Here is a 22,573-nt window from a genome sequence, read left to right as displayed (position 1 = left end):
CGCGCCATTCCGCCGGGGAGAAGACCGGCCAGGTCTCGGGGACGAACAGCCCGCCATCCTCGGCGAGTCCGGCGAGCAGGACGCCGTCGAAATCGCGGGACGGGCCGCACCGCGGGTGGAGACGTAGCGCATCGGCAGGTCGTTCCTGGAAAAGCGTCAGCGTGCGGCGCCGCGCGGGCGGCGCCGCTGCGGATCAGGCGTTGGCGGCCGGCTGGCCCTCGGCCTCGGCGCGGCGGGCCTGCCAGAGGCCGACGAAATCGACCGGGCCGAGCATCACCGGCGGGAAGCCGCCATCGCGCGTGACATCGGCGAGGATGTTGCGGGCGAAGGGGAAGAGCAGGCGCGGGCATTCGACCAGCAGCACCGGCTCGATCTGGTTTTCCGGGATGCCGGTGAGGGTGAACACGCCGGCATAGGAGAGGTCGGCGATGAAGACGGTCATTTCCTTGCCGGCCTCGGCGCCGTTGCCGGATTCGGCGGGGGCGGGATGGGTCGCCTCGGCGCGGGTGGTCAGGGTGACCTCGAAGACGTCGGCATCGTCCTGCAGGCGCTGGACCTGGACGTCGAGGTTGATGTTCACGTTCGGGGCCTGGCGGAGAAGCGTGTAGATCGAGGGCGCACCGGGCACCTCGAAGGACAGATCCTTGGTGTACTGGATGTTGAGGGTAAGCGGTGCGATCTGCGATTCAGACATGGGGGATGGCTCCGTTTGAATTGTGGCCCGCCTAGCACAGGGGCGCGTTTGGTGCCAGCATGCCCGGACGAGGAGTATGGACCATGGACAGGAGCGTGTTCATCGATGGCGAGGCCGGCACCACCGGCCTGCAGATCGTGGAGCGGTTGCGGCATCTGCCGGGGGTGACGCTGCGCAGCATCGACCCCGCGCGGCGCCGCGACCCGGCGGCGCGGCGGGCGATGATGGAAGCGGTCGATCTCGTGGTGCTGTGCCTGCCGGACGAGGCGGCGCGCGAGGCGGCTTCGCTGGTCGAGGGCATGGGCAGCGCGGCGCCGCGGCTGCTCGACGCCAGCACCGCGCACCGGGTCGCGCCCGGCTGGACCTATGGCTTCGCCGAACTGGCCCCCGGGCAGGCGGCGGCGATCGCGGCGGCGCCGCGCGTCGCCAATCCCGGCTGCTACGCCACCGGCGCGATCGCGCTGCTGCGCCCGCTGGTCGATGCCGGGATCGTGCCGGAGGATCATCCGGTCGCGATCAACGCGGTGTCGGGCTATTCGGGGGGCGGCAAGGCGATGATCGCCGATCATGAACGTGAGGGCGGGCCGGCTTTCGAGCTGTATGCGCTGTCGCTCAACCACAAGCACCTGCCGGAGATCGCGGCCCATGCCGGGCTCGCGCGGCGGCCGATCTTCGTGCCCTCGGTCGGGCATTTCCGCCAGGGGATGCTGGTGTCGATCCCGCTGCATCTCGACGCCCTGCCCGGCCGGCCGACGGCGCGGGAGATCGGCTCGGCGCTGATGGAGCGCTATGACGGCGGCGGGCAGGTGGTGGTGCGCCGCACCCCGTGCGAGCAGCGCGTGCAGGCGGCGGTGGCCGAGGGATCGGACCTGATGGAGGTGTTCGTGTTCGAGAACGAGGCGGAGAGCCAGGCGGTGCTGGTGGCGCGGCTCGACAATCTCGGCAAGGGCGCCGCGGGGGCGGCGGTGCAGAATATCGGCCTGATGCTCGGGCTGGAGGCGCGGCAGGCGGCGGCACACGCCCGGGCCTGAGCGGCGATGGCCGCGCTTGACCCGTCGCGGCGATAGCCGCGCTTGAGCCGTCGCGGCGATGGCCGCGCTTGACCCGTCACGGCGGGCCGCCCACCATGGGCGCCGAGAGGAGGGCATTCCCATGCGACTGTTCATCGCCCTCGACCTGCCCTGGGAGATCAGGCAGACGCTGGCCGGCTTCGCCTTCAACCTGCCGGGGGCGCGCTGGGTGCCGGCGCAGAACATGCACATCACGCTGCGCTTCATCGGCGAGACCGGGCGGATCGAGGCGGAGGAGATCGACCATGCGCTCGCGGCGATCCGCGCGCCGGGATTTCCGCTCACCCTGGCCGGCGCCGGCTGGTTCGAGAAGGGGGGACGGGCGACGTCGCTCTGGATCGGGGTGGAGCGCAGCGCCGCGTTGCTGCATTTGCAGACCAAGATCGAGACCGCGCTGCGGCGGATCGGGCTGGCGCCGGAGCGGCGGCGCTACGCCCCGCACGTGACGCTGGCGCGGATGGACCTGCCGGTGGGGCCGCGCTTCGCCGAATTCGTCCAGAGCCACAATCTCTATCGCTCGCCGCCGATCGGGGTGGAGCACATGACGCTGTTCAGCTCGCAGCTCAGCGACGACCACCCGGCCTATACGGCGGAGGTGGAATATCCGCTCGGCGCCGTGGCGGCGGGGGCGGAGCCGGTTTGGGACGAGAGGGAGCCCGACGGGCGGGACGAGGACGCGCGGTAGAGCACGCGATATCGACAAAGACGCTCTCGGGCGCGGCGTTGCCCCGCACGGCCCGGATCGGGCGATCCGGACCGTTCGGGGTTGGGCGGGTGCCCGGTTACTTCATCGTGGGCATCACGAATTCGGCGCCGGCGCGGATGCCGGTGGCCAGCGGGTCGTGATGGTCTTGAGCTTGGTGTAGAAGCGCACGCCTTCCGGCCCGTGCATGTGGTGGTCGCCGAACAGCGAGGCCTTCCAGCCGCCGAAGGAGTGGAACGCCATCGGCACCGGGATGGGCACGTTGATGCCGACCATGCCGACCTGGATGCGGTGGGCGAATTCGCGGGCCGAATCACCGTCGCGGGTGAAGATCGAGGTGCCGTTGCCGAATTCATGGGCGTTGATCATGCCCGCCGCCTCGTCGAAGCTGCCGGCGCGGACCACCGAGAGGACCGGACCGAAGATTTCCTCGCGGTAGATCTTCATCTCCGGGGTGACGCGGTCGAACAGGGTGCCGCCGATGAAGAAGCCGTTCTCGTAGCCCTGGCGGCGGAAATCGCGCCCATCGACGACGAGTTCGGCGCCGGCGGCGACACCCTCGTCGATATAGCCGCGCACCTTGTCGAGATGCTGGCGGGTGACGAGCGGGCCCATTTCGGCCTCGGGATCGGTGCCCGGGCCGATGCGCAGGTCGCGCACGCGGGGGCGAGGCGCTCGACCAGCGCGTTGGCGGTGGCCTCGCCGACCGGGACGGCGACCGAAATCGCCATGCAGCGCTCGCCGGCGGAGCCATAGGCGGCACCCATCAGCGCATCGACCGCCTGGTCCATGTCGGCGTCCGGCATGATGATCATGTGGTTCTTTGCCCCGCCCAGCGCCTGCGCGCGCTTGCCGTGGCGGGCGGCGGTCTCGTAGATGTAGCGGGCGATCGGGGTGGAGCCGACGAAGCTGACGGCGGCGATGTCGGGGTGGGTCAGCAGCGCGTCAACCGCGGTCTTGTCGCCATGCACGACGCTGAACACGCCATCCGGCAGGCCGGCTTCCTTCAGCCATTGCGCGAGCAGCAGGGCGGCCGAGGGGTCGCGCTCGGAGGGCTTGAGGATGAAGCAGTTGCCGCAGGCCAGCGCGACGGGGAACATCCACATCGGCACCATCGCGGGGAAATTGAACGGGGTGATGCCGGCGACGACGCCGAGCGGCTGGCGGATGGAGTGGCTGTCGATCCGGGTGCCGACATTCTCGGTGACCTCGCCCTTGAGCAGCATCGGGGCGGCGGTGGCGAACTCGACCACCTCGATGCCGCGCTGCACCTCGCCCTTCGCATCCGAGATCACCTTGCCGTGCTCGGCGGAGATGACCGCGGCGAGATCGTCGATGCGCTCCTCAAGGATGTGCAGGAAGCGGTTGAGGATGCGCGCGCGGCGCAGCGGGGTGGTTTTGGACCAGCCGGGAAACGCCCTGGCGGCGGCGGCGATGGCGGACGCGATCTCGGCCTCGGAGGCGAGCGGAACCTGGGCGGCGACCTCGCCGGTGGCGGGGTTGTAGACCGGCGCGGTGCGGCCGCTCTGGCCCGGCACGAGGCGGCCCTCGATGAAATGCTGGATCTCGGTCGGCATGGGATGGTCCTCCGGTTGATTTGATGGCGAGGGTGTTTTCGCGCTTCGAATTCCGCATATCAACGCGCAGGATTGCGGCATCGATGTGCATGAAATAACGTCCGGCGCCATGAACTGGGACCGGATCAGGATTTTCCTCGCGATCGCGCGGCAGGGCCAGATTCTCGGCGCGGCGCGGCAGCTCAGGCTCAACCACGCGACGGTGGGGCGGCAGCTTTCGGCGCTGGAGGCGGAGCTGGGGGCGACGCTGTTCGAGCGGCATACCGGCGGCTGCACGCTGACCGGGGCGGGCGAGGCGCTGCTGGTCGCCGCCGAGCGGGCGGAGTCGGAGTTCCTGCGCGTCGGCACCGCGCTGGCGGGAACAGCGGAGACGGTTTCGGGCGTGGTGCGCGTCGGCGCGCCGGACGGGCTCGGCAATTATTTCCTCGCCCGCGAGCTGGGCGCGCTGGCGGCGCTGCACCCGGAACTGACGATCCAGCTGGTGCCGCTGCCGCGCACCTTTTCGCTGTCGCGGCGGGAGGCGGACCTGGTGATCACGCTGGAGCGGCCGGTTCAGGGGCGGCTCGTGGTGCGCAAGCTCGCGGACTATACGCTCAGCGTCTATGCCGCCGCATCCTATCTCGCGCGCTGCGCGCCGATCCTGCGGCAGGAGGACCTCGCCGGGCATCTGTTCGTCACCCATGTCGAGGAGCTGGCCTACAGCCCGGCGCTCGACTACGCGGCGACGCTGGGGCGGATCATGCAGCGGCATTTCGAGTGCGGCAGCGTGGTCGGCCAGATGGAGGCGGTGCGGGCGGGGCATGGCATCGGCATCCTGCACGACTACGCCGCCGCCGGGTTTCCCGAGCTGCGACGGCTGGTGCCGGAGCTGCGCTTCACCCGCAGCTACTGGCTGATCGCCCATCCCGATACCTACCGGACGCGGCGGGTGAGCGAGGTGGCGCGGCATATCGGCGCGCGGCTCGCGGCGGCGCGCGCGGAACTGGTGTCGCCCTGATCCGGCGCAAGAGCGCGGACCGATACAGTTCGCGCATGAATGTTATGGACAACCAGCATGTTCATCGAAGCGTCACAAAGGCCCATCTGCATCTCCGTAAGCCGGCTGCTCCCTGCCGGCGGAAACCGACGGAACGGCCGATGAGCCGTCCGCGACATGGAGAAGAGCAATGACAAAGACGATGAAGATCATGGCGGCGGTTGCAGGTTTGACGCTGATGACGGCGGGCAGCGCGATGGCTGGCCAGATGCAGGTGAACGGGCAGCCGATCGCCTCCGAGGCCTCGCACAACAGCACCGTGACGTTCGGCACCAGCGCGACCGCCGGCACCCCGGCCGGCACCCAGACGCCGGTGACGACCTCGCCGGGCTTCACCCCGTTCGCGGGTAACTGACGCCCCGTCCCGGCCCGTCCAGGGCCGGGAGACCGACGAAAGGCGGACGTGGCCGGGGCCACGCCCGCCTTTTTCGTGTGTGGGGCGCGCGCGTTGATCGGGATCAATGCGGGCGTGCTGCGGGGCTCGCAGGATCGGCGTCACGACATGCCACCCTGAAGGAGCCGCAAGGTGCCGAAACCGCCGCCGCGAACCGCCCGCCTCGCTTTTGCGGCGGTGCTGCTGGCTGCCGCCCTTGCCACCCTGCTGCTCCGCCTCGACCGGCGGCGGCGCGACACCGCGCTGGTGTTTTACGGCAATGTCGATATCCGCGAGACGATGCCGGCCTTCGAGGTGAGCGGGCGGGTGAGCCGGCTGCTGGTGCAGGAGGGCGACCGGGTGCGGCGGGGCGAGGCGCTCGCCACGCTCGACGGCCGGAGCTACGCGGCGGCGCTGGCGCAGGCCGAAGCGGCGATGGCCAGCCGGGCGGCGACGCTGGCGCGGCTGCTCGCCGGCTCCCGCAAGGAGGAGATCGCCCAGGCCAGGGCGACGATGGACGCGCTGAAGGCGCAGGCGGACAACGATGACAGGGTGTATCGCCGGCTGGCGGCGCTGAGCCGCAAGCGCGCCGCGAGCGTGCAGGACCGCGACAATGCGCTGGCCGCGTTCCGTACGGCGCGGGACCAGTATCGGGCCGCGGTGCAGACCTATATTCTCGCGGTGAAGGGGCCGCGCGCCGAGGACATCGCCGCCGCCCGCGCCGGGCTGCGGGAGGCGCGCGCCGCCGTCGTTCTCGCGCGGCGCAACCTTGACGAGACCAGGCTGCATGCGCCGGCGGACGGCGTGATCGAGGATCGTATCCTGGAGCCGGGCGACATGGCCTCGCCGGCCACGCCCGTCTTCACCATCGCCCTGCCCTCCCCGCTCTGGGTGCGCGCCTATGTGCCCGAAACGGCACTCGGGCGGCTGCGCCCCGGCATGGCGGCCACCGTGAGCACCGACAGTTTTCCGGGCACGCGCTATCGCGGCTGGGTCGGGTTCATCTCGCCCACCGCCGAGTTCACGCCGCGGACGATCGAAAGCCCGGACCTGCGGACGGCGCTGGTCTATCGCATCCGGGTGTTCGTCTGCGATCCGCGCGGGCAGTTGCGGCTGGGCATGCCGGCGACGGTGCGGATCGGGCCGGCGGCGCCCGATGCCGGCGCGGCCGGCTGCGGGGGCGGGGATGACGGCGGAGACTGACGGGGCGGCGCTGCGCCTCGACCGGGTCTGCCGGCGGTTCAGCGCCGGCGGGCGGGAAATCGCGGCGGTGGAGGAGGTCAGCGCCGTGGTCGCGCAAGGCGGGATCACCGGGCTGATCGGCGCCGATGGCGCGGGCAAGACCACGCTGATGCGGCTGATCGCCGGGCTGCTGCGGCCGGATCGCGGCGCGATCGAGGTGCTCGGCATCGATGTGCGGCGCGATCCGCTCGCGGTGCAGGGGCGCATCGGCTACATGCCGCAGCGCTTCGGGCTGTACGAGGAGCTGACGGTTCGGGAGAATCTCGACCTCTACGCCGATCTGCACGGGGTTGCGCCGGCGGCGCGGGCGGCGCGCTATGCCGGGCTGATGGCGATGACCGGGCTCGAACCCTTCACCGCGCGGCGGGCGGGGCGGCTTTCGGGCGGGATGAAGCAGAAGCTCGGCCTGGCCTGCACGCTGGTGCAGCCGCCGCGCCTGCTGCTGCTCGACGAGCCGACCGTGGGCGTCGATCCGGTCTCGCGGCGGGAATTGTGGGAGATCATCGACCGGCTGACCACGGACGAGGGGGTGACGGTGCTGTTCAGCACCGCCTATCTCGACGAGGCGGCGCGCTGCCGCGACGTGTTGCTGCTGCATGAGGGGCGGCTGCTGGCGCAGGGGAAGCCGGCGCGCTTCACCGCGCCGATGGCGGGGCGGACCTTTCGCGTCGCCGCGCCCGAGAGCGGGCGGCGGCGGCTGCAGGCGCGGCTCGCCGCGGCACCGGGGGTGATCGACACCGTGATCGAGGGGCGGTTCGTGCGGGTGGTGAGCGAAGCCGCCCCCTGGACGCCGCCGCCGGGGATCGAGGCGGTGGCGGTGGCGCCGCGCTTCGAGGACGGGTTCGTCGACGAACTGCTTCGCCTGCGCGGGGGGGCGGCAACGCCTTCGGCCACCTCCCCTGCCCCGCCGACGCCGCCCCCAGAGCCAGCGAAGACCGTCATCGCAGTGGAGCGGCTGACGCGGCGGTTCGGCGATTTCACCGCGGTCGATGCCGTGAGTTTCGAGGTGCGGCGGGGCGAGATTTTCGGCCTGCTTGGGGCCAACGGGGCGGGAAAATCGACCACGTTCCGCATGTTGTGCGGCCTGCTGCCGGCGAGCGGCGGGCGGCTCGACGTCGCCGGCTACGATCTGCGGCGCGCGCGGGCGGCGGCGCGCGGGCGGATTGGCTACATGGCGCAGAAATTCTCGCTCTATGGCGACCTCACCGTGGCGCAGAACCTGGCGTTCTTCGCCAGCGCCTATGGGCTGCGCGGCGGGCGGCGGGCGGCGCGGATCGGCTGGGCGCTGGCGGAATTCGGGCTTGGCGGGATGCGCGAGGCCGCCGCGCGCGACCTCGCGCTCGGCTATCGCCAGCGCCTCGCTCTTGCCGCGGCGCTGATGCACGCGCCGGACATCCTGTTTCTCGACGAGCCGACCTCGGGCGTCGATCCGCTGGCGCGGCGGGAGTTCTGGCGGCGGATCGGCGCGCTGGCGGAGGACGGGGTGACGGTGCTGGTCACCACCCATTTCATGGAAGAGGCCGAGTATTGCGACCGGCTGGTGATCATGGCGCAGGGGCGGATTCTGGCCGAAGGCGCGCCGGGCGAGATCCGCGCCGGGGCGGCGGATGCGGCGCGGCCCGACCCGACGATGGAGGACGCGTTTGTCGCCGTGATCGGGGCCGCGAGTGGGGCCGTAGCCGCGGAGACGGTCGCATGAACGGCGCGGCGTGGCGGCGGGTGCGCGGGCTGATGCACAAGGAGGCGGTGCAAATTTGGCGCGATCCGTCGGCGCTGGCCATCGCCTTCCTGCTGCCGGCGATCCTGCTCTGGCTGTTCGGCTATGGCGTGACGCTGGATGCGCGGCGGGTGCCGCTCGGCATTGTGGTGGAGCGGCCGGGCGCGCTGGCGGCGAGCTTCACCGCCGGGTTCGACCGCTCGCGCTATTTCGCGCCGCATCGCTACCTGAGCGGGCGGGACGCGGAGCAGGCGATGGCGGCGGGCAAGGCGAGCGGCATCGTCTGGCTGCGCGCCGATTTCGGGCGGCAGGCGCGCACGGCGCGGGGCGCGCCGGTCGGCGTCGTCATTGACGGGGTCGATGCCAACACCGCGCGGCTGGTCGAGGGCTATGTCCAGCAGGTGTGGGCCGGATGGGTCGCGGCGGCGGCGGCGCGGCAGGGCGAGCGCGACGCCTTGCCGCTCGACATCCGCCCGCGCGTGCGGTTCAACCCCTCGGTCAACAGCCGGCATTATCTGATCCCCGGCCTGATCGCGCTGATCATGACGCTGACCGGCGCGCTGCTGACCGCCCTCGTCATCGCCCGCGAATGGGAGCGCGGGACGATGGAGGCGCTGATGGTCACACCGGTGACGCTGCGCGACATCCTGATCGCCAAGCTGGTGCCGTATTTCGCGCTCGGCATGGGCGGGATGTTCGGCTCGGTCGGCATCGCGGTGTTCCTGTTCGGCGTCCCGCTGCGCGGCTCGATGCTGGTGCTCAGCTTCTGCGCCGCGCTGTTCATGCTCGCCGCCCTCGGCATGGGGCTGCTGATCTCGACGGTGGCGCGCAACCAGTTCGTCGCCGGGCAGCTCGCGCTGATCACCACCTTCCTGCCGGCCTTCATCCTGTCCGGCTTCGTGTTCGACCTGCACAGCACGCCGGGCTTCGTGCAGGCGATTTCGCATGTGGTGGCGGCGCGATATTTCATTGCGATATTGCAATCTGTTTTTCTCGCCGGCGATGTCTGGGCGGTGATCCTGCCGAACGCGGCGGCACTCGCACTGCTCGCGGCGATCTTTCTCGCGCTCGCGCGGGCGCTGTCGCGCAAGCGGCTGGACTAGCCACGCATGGCGCGCATCATCGCCCTCATCGTCAAGGAGTTGCAGGCGATCCTGCGCGACCGCAGGGGACGGGTGGTGCTGTTCGCCGCCCCGCTGATCCAGCTGATGGTGTTCGGCTATGCCGCGACCTTCGACCTCAACCGCGTGCCGGTCGCGATCTATGACCAGGATGGCAGCGAGGCCTCGCGGCAACTGGTGGCGCGGTTTCTCGGCGCGCCCGCCTTCGCGCTGGCGGACACGCTGCGCTCCGACCGCCGGATCGACGCGCTGATCGATTCCCGCGCGGTGCAGATGGTGCTGGTGATCGGCCGGCATTTCACCCGCGATCTGCTGCGCGGGCGGGCGGCGCCGGTGCAGGTGATCGTGGATGGGCGGAATTCCAACACCGCGCTGATCATCGTGGGATATGCGAACACGATTCTCACCCGCTTCGGCGATGACTGGCGGGCGGCGCGCGGCGGGCGGGGGCCGCCGGCGCATCTGGTGATGCGGGCGCGCTACAATCCGGCGCTGCGCTCGCAATGGTTCGTCGTGCCGGGGATCGTGGCGCTGCTCACCCAGGTGGTGACACTCGTGGTGATCGGGCTGTCGGTCGCGCGCGAGCGCGAGGCGGGGACGTTCGACCAGTTGCTGGTGACACCGCTCACACCGCTCGACATCCTGATCGGCAAGAGCGTGCCGGGGCTGCTGATCGGCATGGTGGAGGCGAGCGTGATCGTGCTGGCCGCGGTGTTCTGGTTCCATGTGCCGCTGCGCGGGAGCATCGGCGCGCTTTATGCCGGGCTGCTGCTGTTCGTCACCGCCGTCACCGGGGTGGGGCTGGCGATTTCGGCGGTGTCGGCAACCCAGCAGCAGGCGCTGCTCGGCGCGTTCCTGTTCATGGTGCCCTCGGTCATTCTCTCGGGCTTCGCGACACCGATCGCCAACATGCCGCTCTGGGTCGAGCGGATCACGCTGGTCAATCCGCTGCGCTACATGCTGGTGATCGTGCGCGCCACCTTTCTCGAAGGCGCCGGATTCGCGACGCTCGCCGGCCAGTTCTGGCCGATGGCGGCGATCGGCGCGGTCAATCTCGGCCTCGCCGCCTGGCTGTTCCGCAAGCGGAGCACATGATTTTCCGCCCGCATGATCCAGATCAAGGCGGCCCGGAATTCTAACATGCATTTGAAATACACCTTTTGACGCCGGCCCGACGGCCCCGCGCGGGAGGACCACCAGCGAAGGGATTTCAGATTCATGTTTTGCTTTCAGTGCGAACAGACGATGCGCTCCGAGACGGGGGCTGCCGGTTGCGGCGGGCCGAAAGGCGTGTGCGGCAAGGACGAGGCGACGGCCGATCTGCAGGATGTGCTGATCCATCAGCTCAAGGGCATCGGCCAGTACGCCGTGCGGTTGCAGGCGCTGGGGCGGCGGGATGCCGAGGCGGACAGTTTCGTTCTGTATGCCCTGTTCACCACGCTCACCAACGTGAATTTCAACCGGACCCGCTTCGTCGAGATGATCGCCACGGCGGCGCGGCTGCGCGATCGGCTGCGCGACGCCTATGCCGAGGCGGCGCGCGAGGCCGGGCGGACGCCGGAGGCGCTGGGCGGGCCGGCTTCGTTCGTCCCCGCCGACTCGCTGGTGGGGCTGCTGGCGCAGGCGAATCTCGCCGGCGTGCGCGCCGGGGCGGAGGCGGTGGGCGAGGACGTGATCGGCATGCGCGCGCTGCTGCTCTATGGGCTCAAGGGGGTTGCCGCCTATGCCCATCATGCCGAGGTGCTGGGCGAGACCCGCGCGGCGATCGCCGACGGGGTGGCGAGGGTGCTCGACCTGCTGGCCGGCGAGCCGGTCGATCTCGAGGCGATGCTGGAGGAGGCGCTGGCGCTCGGCCGCGTCAATTTCACCGTGATGGAAGCGCTCGATGCGGCGAATACCGGCGCCTATGGCACGCCGGCGCCGACGCCGGTGCGGATCACGCCGGTCGAGGGCAAGGCGATCCTGGTGTCGGGGCACGATCTGCGCGACCTGCACGCGATTCTGGAGACGACGAGGGATACCGGCATCAACGTCTATACCCATGGCGAGATGCTGCCGGCGCACGGCTATCCGAAGCTGCGCGCCTATCCGCATCTCGCCGGCAATTACGGCACCGCCTGGCAGAACCAGCAGATCGAGTTCGCCGCCTTCCCCGGCCCGATCGTGATGACCTCGAACTGCCTGATCGAGCCGCAGCCGCTGTATCGCAACCGCATCTTCACCGCAGGGCCGGTGGGCTGGCCGGGGCTGCGGCATATCGCCGATGGCGATTTCGCGCCGGTGGTGCAGGCGGCGAAGGCGCTGCCGGGCTTCACCCGCAGCGAGCCGGAGCGGACGGTGACCACCGGCTTCGGGCGCGCGGCCGTGCTGGGGGCGGCGGAGCAGGTGATCGGGGCGGTGAAATCCGGCGCGATCCGGCATTTTTTCCTGATCGGCGGCTGCGACGGCGCGGCGCCGGGGCGCAATTATTACACCGAGTTCGCCGAGCAGGCGCCGGCGGATACGGTGGTGATGACGCTGGGCTGCGGCAAGTACCGGTTCAACACGCATGAGTTCGGCACGATCGGCGGGCTGCCGCGGCTGCTCGATATCGGCCAGTGCAACGACGCCTATTCGGCGCTGGTGATCGCCCAGGCGCTGGCCGGCGCGTTTGGCTGCGGGGTGAACGAGCTGCCGCTGTCGCTGGTGGTTTCGTGGTTCGAGCAGAAGGCGGCGGCGGTATTCCTGACGCTGCTCGCCCTCGGGGTGCGGAATGTGCGGCTCGGGCCGACGCTGCCGGGCTTTCTGACGCCGGCGCTGCTCGACATTCTGGTGACCCGCTTCGGGGTGCGGCCGATCACCTCGGCTTCGGCCGACCTTGCCGACGCGCTGGCGCCGAAGGCGGCGGCCTGAGCTTATCCATGCCGGGGCGCGCACCCGCCGCCCCGGCTCCCGCATCCGAACCTGGACCCGAGCGATGAACGATATCACCCTGCTTACCCGCGACGGCGCGAGTCTCGATGTTGGCTGCCCGCCGGGCGAGACCGTGCTCGCCGCCGCCGAAGCCGCCGGGCTGTTCCTGCCCTCGATGTGCCATGAGGGCAGTTGCGGCCTGTGCCGGGCCGAAATCACGGCGGGCGAATACGATGCGGGCGGGCGGACGGGCGAGACGATCACGCGCGACGTGCTGCTCTGCCAGTGCCGGCCGACCTCGGACATGACGGTGGCGCTGCCTTATGCCGAGGCGGCGATCCTGCGGCACCGCGCGCCGACGCGCGAGGCGGTGATCGAGCGGATCGCGCCGGCGGGGGCGAGCGCGGTTTCGCTCGGCCTGCGCCTGCGCCCCGACGCGGAACGCGGCGAGGCCGCCGATTTCGTGCCCGGGCAATATATGGAGGTGGCGATTCCGGGCACCGATATCCGCCGCGCCTATTCGCTGGCCAACCTGCCGAACTGGGACGGGCGGCTGGAGTTCCTGATCCGGCTCGTGCCGGGCGGGGCGTTCTCGACCTGGCTCGGCACCGTGGCGAAGCCTGGCGACGCGCTCTCGCTGCGCGGCCCGCTCGGGCGGTTCACCCTCGATGAGACGAGTCCGCGGCCGCGCTGCCTCGTCGGCGGGGGCTGCGGCCTCGCGCCCCTGCTCGCGATGCTGCGGCACCTCGCCGAATTTCAGGACATGCAGGAGACGCACCTGATTTTCGGCGCCAATCGCGAGGACGAGTTGTTCGCGACCGCGGAGATCGAGGCGCTTGCCGCGCAACTGCCCGGCCTTACGGTGACCACCGCGATCTGGCATCCGCAGGCGGCGTGGCGCGGGTTTGCCGGCACCGCGGCGGAGGCGCTCGACCGGCTTCTGGCCAGCGCCGCCGGCGCGCCGGACATTTATGTGTGCGGCCCGCCCCGGCTGGTGGAGGCGGTGATCGCGACGGCGCGGCGGCATGGCGTGCCGGAGGCGCAGATTCTCGCCGAGCATGTGCAATTGCGTTGATCCGGCGCGGCGGCAGCGTTAGGGATGGTGAATGCATCTCACAATGTTCACCGATTACGGCCTGCGGACGCTGATCCTGCTGGCGCTGCGGCCGGACGGCCAGGCGTCGATCCCGGAAGTGGCGGCGGCCTACGGCATTTCGGAGAACCATCTGACCAAGGTGGCGCACGCGCTCGGCCAGAGCGGGCTGGTCGAGACCATTCGCGGCCGCAAGGGCGGCATGCGCCTCGGCCGGCCGGCGGCGAAGATCGGGCTCGGCGAGGTGGTGCGGGCGATGGAGCCGAGCCTGGCGCTGGTGACCTGCCAGGAGGGCGGCGCCTGCGCGATCGGCGGATGCTGCGGGTTGCAGGGGGTGATGAACGAGGCGCAGGCGGCGCTGCTGGCGGTGTTCGACCGCTACACGCTGGCGGATGTCGTAACACCCGGGGATGCGAGGCTGCTGGCGCGGCTGGGGCTTGGCGAGCCCGCGCGGTGACGCGCGGAAAGCCATACACGCGGTGACGCGCGGAAAGCCATACGCGCGGTGACGCGCGGAAAGCCATACGCGCGGTGACGCGCGGGAAGCCATACGCGCGGTGACGCGCGGGAAGCCATACGCGCGGTGACGCGCGGAAGGTCATACACGCGGTGTGGCGCATTTCACCCCGCGCGGCGGCGGCGATTGTGAAGCGGGAGCCTCTCCTGTTACGCTAGACGTGACGCCGGCGCGCCGCGCCGGGCGGGGTTTTTGACGGAGCCGGGACAGCAAGATGCCGCAGACAGACCGAGTTTTGACATCACGACGCCAGATGATGGCGGGCGCCGCAGCCCTGGCCGCGGCGGCCGGGGCGCGCGGCCGGCGCTGGCGGCGGGGACGACGGCGCTGCGGGTCGCTTATATTCCGATCCTGCCGATGGCGCAGCTCTTCGTCATCGAGGCGGAGGGCTGGGCGCGGCAGGCGGGGCTGGCGCTGCACGGCACCAGTTTTTCCTCGGGCCCGGCGATGGTGCAGGCGCTGGCCTCCGGGCGGTTCGACGTCGCCTATATCGGGATCGGCCCGGCGATGGTGGCGCAGGCGCATGGCGTCGATCTGCGGATCGTCGCGGCGAATGGCGAGGGGCAGATCGCCCTGCTCGGGCGCGGCAAGCTCGCCGGGATGTGGCCGCACGCCGCCTCCCCCGCCGCCGCCTTCGCCGCCTTCCGCAAGGCGACCGGGCGCAAGGCGCGGATCGGCAGCCTGCCCCGCGGCTCGGTGCCTGATACGGTGCTGCGCTACTGGCTCAACGAGGTCGCGCATGTGCCGCGGGATGCGGTCGAGGTGATGGGGTTCGGCGCCAGCGCGTTGCAGCAGGCGCTGCTCTCGGGGTCGCTCGACGCCGCATCGACGCTGGAGCCGACCCTGACGATCGTGCAGGAGCGCGAGCCCGATGCGCGGATTCTGGCGCGCGGCGATGCGATGTTCCCCGGCCAGCCAGGGGCGGTGCTGGCGGTGACGCAGCGCCTCGCGCATGAAAACCCGGCCGCGGTGCAGGCCATGGTCGATCTGCATGTGCGGGCGACGCGCTTCCTGCGCACGCATCCGCACCGCGCCGCCGCCGATCTGGCCAAGACGCTCGGCAAGGGGCTGATTCCGGAGGCGACGCTGCTGCGGGCGGTGCAATCGCCCTCGCTCAACCCGATCGCCGATCCGCGCCGGATCATCGCGGCGACGGAAAAGCTCAACGCCTATCAGGCGAAGATCGACCATATCGGGAAGGTCGCGGATGTGGGGGCGATGTTCGACGCCTCGTTCTACATGCACGCGGTGAAATCGGCCGGATGAGGCCGGTCACGCCACGCCGGCCGGCGCTGCTCTCGGCGGCAGGACTCGCGGTTTTCCTCGGCGCCTGGGAGGCGGCGGTGCGCGGCGGGGTGCTGCCGGCGAATTTCGTGCCGGCGCCGAGTGCCATTCCGCAGGCGCTGATCGGCGAGATTCGCAATGGCAACTGGTTCACCGCGATCGGCGAAAGCCTCGGGCATTACCTGATCGGTGTCGGCCTTGGCAGCCTGCTCGGCATCGTCACCGGGGCGGCGGTGGCGCTGCTGCCGCGCTTCGCCGCGGCGCAAGCCTGGGTCGCCCGGCTGCTGCGGCCGATTCCGCCGCTGGCGTGGATACCCTTCACGCTGATCTGGTTCGGCCCCAGCCAGGCGGCGGCGGCGTTCATCATCGGCGTCGGCGTGTTCTGGCTGAACTATTTCGCGACGTGGTCCGCCGTCGAGGCGGTCGATGAGGGGCTGGTGGAACTCGCGGCGGCGTTCGGCCAGGGTGGGTTCGCCCGCCGGCTCGTCAAGGTGATCCTGCCGGCGGCGCTGCCGGGGATGCTTTCGGGCGTGCGCTCGGGGCTCGGCCAGGGCTGGATGGCGGTGGTGGCGGCGGAGCTGTTCGGGATTCCGGGGATCGGCCAGCGGATGAACGAGGCGGCCGGGGTGCTCGCGACCAATGTTCTGGTGCTGTACATGCTGACGATCGCGCTGCTCTACGGCATGACCGACCTGGCGTTCGAGCGGGTGACGCGGCGGTTTCTGGCGTGGACGCGGGCATGAGCGGCGCGAGGGAGCCGATCGTCGAGCTGAGCGGCCTTGCCTTCGGCCATCCGGGCGATGCGAGCGGACGCAACGTGCTGGAGGGGCTCGATCTGAGCCTGAAGCGGGGCGGGTTCACCGCGATTGTCGGGCCGTCCGGCGTGGGCAAGTCCACCCTGTTGCGGGTGGTGGCGGGGCTGGTCGCGGCAAGGCGCGGCGAGGTGCGGCTGCTGGCCCGCCCGGCGCCCGACCGCAGGACGGCGGCGCTGGTGTTTCAGGACGCGCGGCTGATGCCGTGGCGGCGGGTGCTCGGCAATGTCGAGTTCGGGCTGGAGGGGCTGGCGCTGGACGCGGCGGCGCGGCGGCGGCGGGCCGAGGCGGCGCTCGCGCTCGTTGGCCTCGCGGATGCGGCGGGGCGCTGGCCGGGGCAGCTTTCCGGCGGCCAGCGGCAGCGCGTGGGCATTGCCCGCGCCCTCGCCGTTTCGGCCGACCTGCTGCTGATGGACGAGCCGTTCAGCGCGCTCGACGCGATCACAAGGCAGGCGTTGCAGGACGAGCTGCTGCGGATCTGGCGGGAGACCGGGACCACGATCCTGTTCGTGACGCATGACCTGGACGAGGCGACCTATCTGGCCGAGCGGGTGGTGCTGCTGGCCGGCAGCCCGGCGCGGATCGCGCGGGATGTGGCGATCCGCACGCCGCATCCGCGCGCGCGCAACGGGCTCGATGGCTATGTGAGCGATCTGCGCCGGGCCCTCGGGGAGACGTTCATCGGGGGCGCGGGCATCTGAGCGGTATCCGGCCGGATGGCATCATCCGGCCGGGAATTAGCGTGGTTCAGAAGGGGATTTCGTCGTCGAGATCGCTGGCGCGGCCGGAATCCCAGCCGCCGCCGCGCGCGGGGCTGGAGGCGGGCGAAGCGACCGGGGCGCGCGGCGCGGGGCGGGGCATGTCATCGCCGCCGCTGGCGCCGGCACCGGCGCGGTCGAGCAGGACCAGCTCGGCGCCGATCCGGCCGAGCATCACCTCGGTCGTGTATTTCTCCTGGCCCGACTGGTCGGTCCATTTGCGGGTTTGCAGCTTGCCTTCGAGATAGATCTTGGAGCCCTTGCGCAGATAACGCTCCGCCACATCGGCCAACCGGTCGTTCATGATGACGACGCGGTGCCACTCGGTGCGCTCCTGGCGCTCGCCGCTCGCCTTGTCGTTCCAGGTTTCCGAGGTGGCCACGGCGAGATTGACGATCTTCATGCCGGATTGCGTCGTCCGCGTTTCGGGATCGCGCCCGAGATTGCCGACCAGGATTACCTTGTTCACACTACCCGCCATTGTCCAACCTTTCCGCTCCGAGACCGCGCCACGGCGTTCTGCCGCGGCGGACCATCGTATCAACACGGCTTGGCGATGCTGTCCAGCCATCCGCCCGGACCCGCAATGCGGGCCGGGCGCCGGGCTCAGTGATCGAAGGCCGCGTGATCCACCTTGCCATGGAAGACGCGGTAGGCGAAGGCGTTGTAGGCGATGATGACGGGGATCATCACCACCGCGCCGGCCAGCAGGAATTCCTGCGAGCCGACGGGGGAAGCGGCCTGCCAGATGGTCACGCCAGGCGGGATGATGTTCGGGAACAGCGAGAAGCCGAGGCCGAGAAAGCTGACCAGGAACAGGCCGAGCGCGCAGAGGAAGGCGGTGCTGTCATGCACCGCGGCGCCGCGGCGCAGGGCGCGGAACAGGAAGAAGGCGAGTGCTGCCACCGCGAGCGGGGCGAGGCCGGTGACGGCGAGGCCGGGCCAGGTGAACCAGCGCACGGCGTAGGCGTGGTCGAGCAGCGGGGTCCAGACGCTGACGGCGAGGATGCAGGCGAGCATGCCGAGGGCGAGCCGGGCGGTTTCGTGACGCATCCGCAGTTGCAGCCCGCCTTCGGTGCGCCAGACCAGCCAGGCGGCGCCGAGCAGCGCGTAGCCGCAGACCACGGCGAGGCCGGTGAACAGCGAGAAGGCGGAGACCCAGGCGAAGGGCCCGCCGGCGAACTGGCCGCCGGCGACCTTCGTGCCGTGCAGCACGGCGCCGAGGATCGCGCCCTGGCAGAAGGCGGCGATGACCGAGCCGAACCAGAACCCGTAATCCCAGTTGAGCCGGTGCCGCTCGGTATGCGCGCGGAAGCGGAACTCGAAGGCGACGCCGCGCAGGATCAGGCCGATCAGCATGGTGATCACCAGCGGATAGACCGCCGGCAGGATCACGCTGTAGGCCTCGGGGAAGGCGCCGTAGAGGCCGGAGCCGCCGAGCACGAGCCAGGTTTCGTTGCCATCCCAGACCGGGGCGATGGAGTTCACCATCACGTCGCGCTCGGTGCGGCCGCGCTCGGCCGCGAACAGGATGCCGACGCCGAGATCGAACCCGTCGAGCACGACATAGGCGAAGATCACGAAGGCCATGATGCAGCCCCAGATGATCGGCAATGTGTGGGCGTTGAGCATGGCGCCTACTCCGCCGGGCTGGGGGTTGCGGCGGGATCGTGCAGGCGGTGCGGGCCGTGGCTGCGCAGCGGCTTGTCGTCGCGCAGCGGCGGTTCGCCGATACTCGGCTCCTGCGCCATCAGGCCGAGCACGTAGCGGATGCCGACGCCGAAGACGAGCGTGTAGAGCACGATGATGACGCCGAAGGACCAGACGATCTCGCCCAGGGTGAGCGGCGAGACGCTCTGCACGGTGCGCAGCACGCCATAGACCGTCCAGGGCTGGCGGCCGGTTTCGGTGACCACCCAGCCGGCGATGATGGTGAGGAAGCCGGCCGGACCCATCGCCACCGCGAAGCGCTTGAACCAGGCGTTTTCATAGAGCCGTCCGCCGCGGCGCAGGGCCAGCGCGCCGAGGGCGAGGACCAGCATCAGCGACCACAGCCCGACCATGACCCGGAAGCCCCAGAAGGTGGGGATCAGCACCGGCCAGTCGGATTTCGGGAAGGCATCCAGCCCCTGCACCACGCCGTGCAGGTCGTGGGTGATGATGAGCGAGCCGAGATCGGGGATTTTGACGTCATACAGCAGACGGCCGAGGCTGCGGCTGGGCCAGCCGAAGAGGTGCAGCGCCTGGCCGGCGCGGGTGTGGAAGTCGCCCTCCATCGCGGCGAGTTTCAGCGGCTGGTCGGTCATCGTGGCGCGGCCGGCTTCATCGCCGACGAAGCCCTGCACCGGCACGGCGATGGTCAGCAGCCACATCGCCATCGAGAACATCAGCCGGCTGACCGGGTTCTTCGGGTTGCGCAGCAGGTGGAACGCGCCGACCGCGCCGACGGCGAGCGCCGTCGCGATGAAGGCGGCGAGCACCATGTGCAGCCACATATAGGGGAAGGTCGGGTTGAAGATGATGGCGAGCCAGTTCTTCGGCACGAAATCGCCGTTCGGGGCGATGGCGTAGCCGCGGGGCGTCTGCATCCAGGAATTCGCGGCGAGAATCCACGAGGCCGAGATCAGCGTGCCGATCGAGACCAGGGCGGTCGCCGCGAAATGCAGTTTCGGGCCGACGCGCGACATGCCGAACAGCATGATGCCGAGGAAGCCGGCCTCGAGGAAGAAGGCCGTCATCGTCTCCCAGGCGAGGAGCGGCCCGAGGATCGGCCCGACCTTTTCCGAGTAGCCCGCCCAGTTGGCGCCGACCTCGTAGGCCATCACCAGGCCGGAGACGACGCCGATCGCGAAGATGACGGCGAAAATCTTCAGCCAGTAGCGGTAGGCATCGAGATAGACCGGGCGGCCGCTGACCAGCCACATCAGTTCGAGCACCGTCAGATAGGCGGCGAGCCCGATCGAGAAGGCCGGGAACATGATGTGAAACGCGATGGTGAAACCGAACTGGGCGCGTGCGAGCACGAGCGCCAGCCCGCCGGCATGCATGCTTGTCATTCTCTGTCCGTATCGTTGTTGTCGTTGGCGTCGGCGCCGGCGAGGGCGTCGGCTTCGGTGGTCTCGGGCCGGGAGCGGCCGGCCTTGCCGCGCCCGAGCAGCGGCAGGCGGTTCTTCAGTTCCAGCAGCGCCACGACGCGGCCGCCGAGGCGGAGGAGCTGGACCAGATCCTTGTTGTCGAGCTTCTGCACGTCTTCCGACCAGCGCATCAGCAGCTCGATCAGGTCGTGCATCTCGGCGAGGCGGCGCTGGGCGAGACGGTCCGCCTCGGAGCGGGGCGGCTCCATCAGCAGGTCGCGCAGCACGGTGAGGGTGGGGTCGATCTCGCGGCGGCGGCGCTCTTCGGCCAGGGTGCGGACGATCTGCCAGATGTCGTCCGGGGTCGAGAAATGCTCGCGCCGATCACCCGGCAGGTGTTGCAGCCGCACGAGGCGCCAGGATTGCAGCTCCTTCAACCCCATCGACACGTTCGAGCGCGAGAAGCCGAGGGTTTCGGCGATCTCGTCGGCCGGCAGCGGACGGTCGGACACGTAGAGCAGCGCGTAGATCTGCCCGACCGTGCGGTTGATGCCCCAATGGCTGCCCATCTCGCCGAAATGCAGCACGAAGGCCTCGATGATGGGGGTGAGCGGCATTGCCTGAACTTTCAGAAATTTCTGAAATCCAAGTAGCCAGCGACGCGGCCATGTCAACCCGGCGGCGGGCGCTCACGACAGGACGTGATCGACCGGCAACAGCGGCGGCGGCAGTTCGGCGGCGCCGAGGGCTTCGAGCACCGCGATCTCGATCGTTCGCGCGAAAGCATTGAGCGGCAAGGCATTTTGCGAGAGGGCGAACGGCTCCTCAAGCTCGTCGCCCAGCGCGTCGAGGCCGAAAAACGCATAGCCGAGGATCACCGTGACGATGGGTGTGGCGAGGCCGAGCGTTTGCACGAAGCCGAAGGGCAGGAAGATGCAGAACAGCCATGCGGTGCGGTGCAGCAGCAGGGAATAGGTGAAGGGTGTGGGCGTCGAGCGCAGGCGTTCGCAGGCGGCCTGGATGCCGGTCATCGCGGCGATGCGCTCGGCGAGGATGCGGTAGAGCATGTCGCTCAGCCGCCCGGCGGCGACGAGGCCGGCAAGCTCGGCGGAGAGACGGCGCAGCGCCGCATCCGGCCGGTTGCGCTGGCCGGCGATCCAGGCGCGCTCGGCCGGGGCGAGCCAGTCCTGCCAATCCGCCCCCGAACTCCCGCGCAGATGGTCGCGCAGCAGGTGGGCGAAGGCGGCGATGCGGCCGCCGAGGCGCTGGGCGAGCGCCGGATCATCCGGCAGGAGCGCGGTGATTTCGCGGATCAGGGCGCGCGACTCGGCGATCAGCAGCCCCCATTGCTGCCGCCCTTCCCACCAGCGGTCGTAACAGGCGCTGTTGCGGAAGCCGAGAAAGATCGACAGGCCGAGGCCGAGCAGGGTGAAGGGCACGGTGGCCAGCGGCCAGTCCGGCAGCTTGTGCGTGGCGTGGACGAGGGTGACGCCGAGGGAGAGCAGCAAGAGCGCCAGCAGCCTGGGGGCGACGCGCTGCAGGATCGAGCCGCGCAGCGTGGTCAGCAGGGTCAGCGTGGTGGCACGGTCGCGCACGATCATGGCTTGTCTTTCGCGGGCATGTTTGTCTCGGGTGGGGCGGGCGGGCCGGGTCAGCCGGCCTCGGCATCCCAATAAGGCGGGCGGCCGAATTTCGCCTCGATGAAGTCGAGGAAGGCGCGCACCTTGGGGGAAATGCGGGCATGCGGCGGATAGATGCCATAGATGCCGCCGGGGCGGGTCGAGATCATCGCGAACCAGTCGGGCAGCAGGCGGACCAGCCGGCCGCGGGCGATATCCTCGCCGACCAGCCAGACCGGCAGCAGGGCGATGCCGACGCCGGCCAGCGCGGCATCGAGCAGCGCCTCGGAATCGTCGGAGCGGAGGATGCCGGCGATCGGCACCTCCTCCTCCGGCTCGCCCGCCTCGGCGCCGCGACGGAAGAACCAGCGGTCGGTCGGTTGCAGCGTGTAGATCAGCGCGTTGTGGCGCAGCAGGTCGCGCGGGGCGGCGAGCGGCGGGGCGGCGGCGAGGTAGGACGGGCTCGCGCAGACGACGCGGCGATGACCGGCGAGCTTGCGGGCGATGAGTGTCGAGTCGATCAGCGGGCCGATGCGGATGGCGAGGTCGGCGCCGCTGGCCAGCAGGTCCATCCGCACATCGGTGAAGGAGAGTTCGAGCCTGAGGCCGGGATAGAGCTTCAGGAAGTCGGGGATGAAGGGCACGACATGGCGGCGGCCGAAGGCGCCGGGCAGGTTGAGCCGCAGCAGGCCCTGCGGCCGCGCCTGCAACGCCGCGACCGAATCGCGCGCCTCGTCGAGATTGCGGAGGATGGCCTGCACCTGGGCGTAGAACTGCTCGCCCGGCTCGGTGAGGTGGAGGCGGCGGGTCGAGCGATGGAACAGGGCGACGCCGAGATCGGCCTCAAGCCCGGCGACGGCGCGCGAGACGGTCGAGACTTTCGCGCCCTGCGCCTCGGCCGCCTTCGAGAAACTGCCAAGCTCGACCGCGCGGCCGAACAGGCGCAAGGCTCCCAGGTAATCCACGTTGCAACCTCCGGCGCGGGGCGACG

21 protein-coding genes and 2 pseudogenes are annotated in these 22,573 nt (G+C 70.4%); 14 read left to right on the top strand and 9 right to left on the bottom strand.

Annotated elements, in window-relative coordinates; genetic code table 11:
- Both ACIDOCELLA78_RS000000104815 and secB read right to left on the bottom strand, forming a co-directional pair.
- Positions 1 to 132, bottom strand: a pseudogene (locus ACIDOCELLA78_RS000000104815) (hypothetical protein); the annotation flags it as partial.
- A 61-nt stretch (positions 133 to 193) separates the two neighbouring features.
- Positions 194 to 694: a protein-export chaperone SecB gene (secB, locus tag ACIDOCELLA78_RS000000104810; RefSeq protein WP_201728619.1), complete on the bottom strand. Its 501-nt coding sequence runs from the start codon at positions 692 to 694 to the stop codon at positions 194 to 196.
- Between the two features lie 83 nt (positions 695 to 777).
- Here secB and argC point away from each other — a divergent pair, with 83 nt between their 5' ends.
- Positions 778 to 1,725 (top strand): N-acetyl-gamma-glutamyl-phosphate reductase, encoded by a 948-nt coding sequence (gene argC / locus ACIDOCELLA78_RS000000104805; protein ID WP_201728618.1) that lies wholly within the window; start codon positions 778 to 780, stop codon positions 1,723 to 1,725.
- Positions 1,726 to 1,846: 121 nt separating this feature from the next.
- Positions 1,847 to 2,449: an RNA 2',3'-cyclic phosphodiesterase gene (gene thpR, locus ACIDOCELLA78_RS000000104800; RefSeq protein WP_201728617.1), complete on the top strand. Its 603-nt coding sequence runs from the start codon at positions 1,847 to 1,849 to the stop codon at positions 2,447 to 2,449.
- Positions 2,450 to 2,546: 97 nt separating this feature from the next.
- Here the strand turns inward: thpR and ACIDOCELLA78_RS000000104795 are convergent.
- Positions 2,547 to 4,044 (bottom strand): annotated as a pseudogene (locus ACIDOCELLA78_RS000000104795) (CoA-acylating methylmalonate-semialdehyde dehydrogenase).
- Between the two features lie 109 nt (positions 4,045 to 4,153).
- Between ACIDOCELLA78_RS000000104795 and ACIDOCELLA78_RS000000104790 the strand changes: the two are divergent.
- From ACIDOCELLA78_RS000000104790 to ACIDOCELLA78_RS000000104735, 12 genes are all read left to right on the top strand, one after another.
- Entirely contained in the window at positions 4,154 to 5,041 is an 888-nt protein-coding gene (locus ACIDOCELLA78_RS000000104790; protein WP_201728626.1) for a LysR family transcriptional regulator, read from the top strand.
- 169 nt (positions 5,042 to 5,210) lie between these two features.
- Complete coding sequence (locus ACIDOCELLA78_RS000000104785; RefSeq protein WP_201728616.1) at positions 5,211 to 5,435, top strand: hypothetical protein; 225 nt, start codon at positions 5,211 to 5,213, stop codon at positions 5,433 to 5,435.
- Positions 5,436 to 5,606: 171 nt separating this feature from the next.
- The gene (locus ACIDOCELLA78_RS000000104780) at positions 5,607 to 6,656 is read left to right on the top strand and encodes an efflux RND transporter periplasmic adaptor subunit (RefSeq protein WP_201728615.1); all 1,050 of its coding nucleotides are present in this window, start codon (positions 5,607 to 5,609) and stop codon (positions 6,654 to 6,656) included.
- Complete coding sequence (locus tag ACIDOCELLA78_RS000000104775; protein WP_374223250.1) at positions 6,610 to 8,394, top strand: ATP-binding cassette domain-containing protein; 1,785 nt, start codon at positions 6,610 to 6,612, stop codon at positions 8,392 to 8,394. The genes ACIDOCELLA78_RS000000104780 and ACIDOCELLA78_RS000000104775 overlap by 47 nt, the downstream gene beginning before the upstream one ends.
- The gene (locus ACIDOCELLA78_RS000000104770) at positions 8,391 to 9,515 is read left to right on the top strand and encodes an ABC transporter permease (protein WP_201728614.1); all 1,125 of its coding nucleotides are present in this window, start codon (positions 8,391 to 8,393) and stop codon (positions 9,513 to 9,515) included. Before ACIDOCELLA78_RS000000104775 ends, ACIDOCELLA78_RS000000104770 begins: the two co-directional genes overlap by 4 nt.
- Positions 9,516 to 9,521: 6 nt before the next feature.
- Positions 9,522 to 10,628, top strand: coding sequence for an ABC transporter permease (locus ACIDOCELLA78_RS000000104765; RefSeq protein WP_201728613.1), 1,107 nt, complete (start codon positions 9,522 to 9,524; stop codon positions 10,626 to 10,628).
- Between the two features lie 123 nt (positions 10,629 to 10,751).
- Positions 10,752 to 12,425: a hydroxylamine reductase gene (gene hcp, locus ACIDOCELLA78_RS000000104760; RefSeq protein WP_201728612.1), complete on the top strand. Its 1,674-nt coding sequence runs from the start codon at positions 10,752 to 10,754 to the stop codon at positions 12,423 to 12,425.
- 64 nt (positions 12,426 to 12,489) lie between these two features.
- Entirely contained in the window at positions 12,490 to 13,500 is a 1,011-nt protein-coding gene (locus tag ACIDOCELLA78_RS000000104755; protein WP_201728611.1) for a 2Fe-2S iron-sulfur cluster binding domain-containing protein, read from the top strand.
- Between the two features lie 31 nt (positions 13,501 to 13,531).
- The gene (locus tag ACIDOCELLA78_RS000000104750; RefSeq protein ID WP_201728610.1) at positions 13,532 to 13,975 is read left to right on the top strand and encodes an Rrf2 family transcriptional regulator; all 444 of its coding nucleotides are present in this window, start codon (positions 13,532 to 13,534) and stop codon (positions 13,973 to 13,975) included.
- A gap of 252 nt (positions 13,976 to 14,227) precedes the next feature.
- Positions 14,228 to 15,301: an ABC transporter substrate-binding protein gene (locus tag ACIDOCELLA78_RS000000104745; RefSeq protein ID WP_201728609.1), complete on the top strand. Its 1,074-nt coding sequence runs from the start codon at positions 14,228 to 14,230 to the stop codon at positions 15,299 to 15,301.
- Positions 15,298 to 16,062, top strand: a complete 765-nt coding sequence (locus ACIDOCELLA78_RS000000104740; protein ID WP_201728608.1) for an ABC transporter permease — start codon at positions 15,298 to 15,300, stop codon at positions 16,060 to 16,062. Before ACIDOCELLA78_RS000000104745 ends, ACIDOCELLA78_RS000000104740 begins: the two co-directional genes overlap by 4 nt.
- A complete protein-coding gene (locus ACIDOCELLA78_RS000000104735; protein WP_201728607.1) occupies positions 16,059 to 16,832 on the top strand; it encodes an ABC transporter ATP-binding protein in 774 nt (257 codons plus the stop codon). The genes ACIDOCELLA78_RS000000104740 and ACIDOCELLA78_RS000000104735 overlap by 4 nt, the downstream gene beginning before the upstream one ends.
- 46 nt (positions 16,833 to 16,878) lie before the next feature.
- On the opposite strand, the gene ssb is transcribed toward ACIDOCELLA78_RS000000104735, so the two are convergent.
- From ssb to ACIDOCELLA78_RS000000104705, 6 genes are all read right to left on the bottom strand, one after another.
- Positions 16,879 to 17,370, bottom strand: a complete 492-nt coding sequence (gene ssb / locus ACIDOCELLA78_RS000000104730; protein ID WP_201728606.1) for a single-stranded DNA-binding protein — start codon at positions 17,368 to 17,370, stop codon at positions 16,879 to 16,881.
- A gap of 125 nt (positions 17,371 to 17,495) precedes the next feature.
- Positions 17,496 to 18,521, bottom strand: coding sequence for a cytochrome d ubiquinol oxidase subunit II (cydB, locus tag ACIDOCELLA78_RS000000104725; RefSeq protein WP_201728605.1), 1,026 nt, complete (start codon positions 18,519 to 18,521; stop codon positions 17,496 to 17,498).
- 5 nt (positions 18,522 to 18,526) lie between these two features.
- Positions 18,527 to 19,945 (bottom strand): cytochrome ubiquinol oxidase subunit I, encoded by a 1,419-nt coding sequence (locus ACIDOCELLA78_RS000000104720; RefSeq protein ID WP_201728604.1) that lies wholly within the window; start codon positions 19,943 to 19,945, stop codon positions 18,527 to 18,529.
- The gene (locus ACIDOCELLA78_RS000000104715; RefSeq protein WP_201728603.1) at positions 19,942 to 20,580 is read right to left on the bottom strand and encodes a GbsR/MarR family transcriptional regulator; all 639 of its coding nucleotides are present in this window, start codon (positions 20,578 to 20,580) and stop codon (positions 19,942 to 19,944) included. The genes ACIDOCELLA78_RS000000104720 and ACIDOCELLA78_RS000000104715 overlap by 4 nt, the downstream gene beginning before the upstream one ends.
- A gap of 72 nt (positions 20,581 to 20,652) precedes the next feature.
- Positions 20,653 to 21,564, bottom strand: a complete 912-nt coding sequence (locus tag ACIDOCELLA78_RS000000104710) for a bestrophin family protein (RefSeq protein WP_201728602.1) — start codon at positions 21,562 to 21,564, stop codon at positions 20,653 to 20,655.
- Between the two features lie 50 nt (positions 21,565 to 21,614).
- On the bottom strand, positions 21,615 to 22,547 hold the full coding sequence (locus ACIDOCELLA78_RS000000104705) for a LysR family transcriptional regulator (RefSeq protein ID WP_201728601.1): 933 nt from the start codon (positions 22,545 to 22,547) through the stop codon (positions 21,615 to 21,617).
- Positions 22,548 to 22,573 lie beyond the last annotated feature (26 nt).

Source organism: Acidocella sp. C78, assembly GCF_907164655.1.
This window is presented reverse-complemented; position numbering and strand designations above follow the sequence as displayed.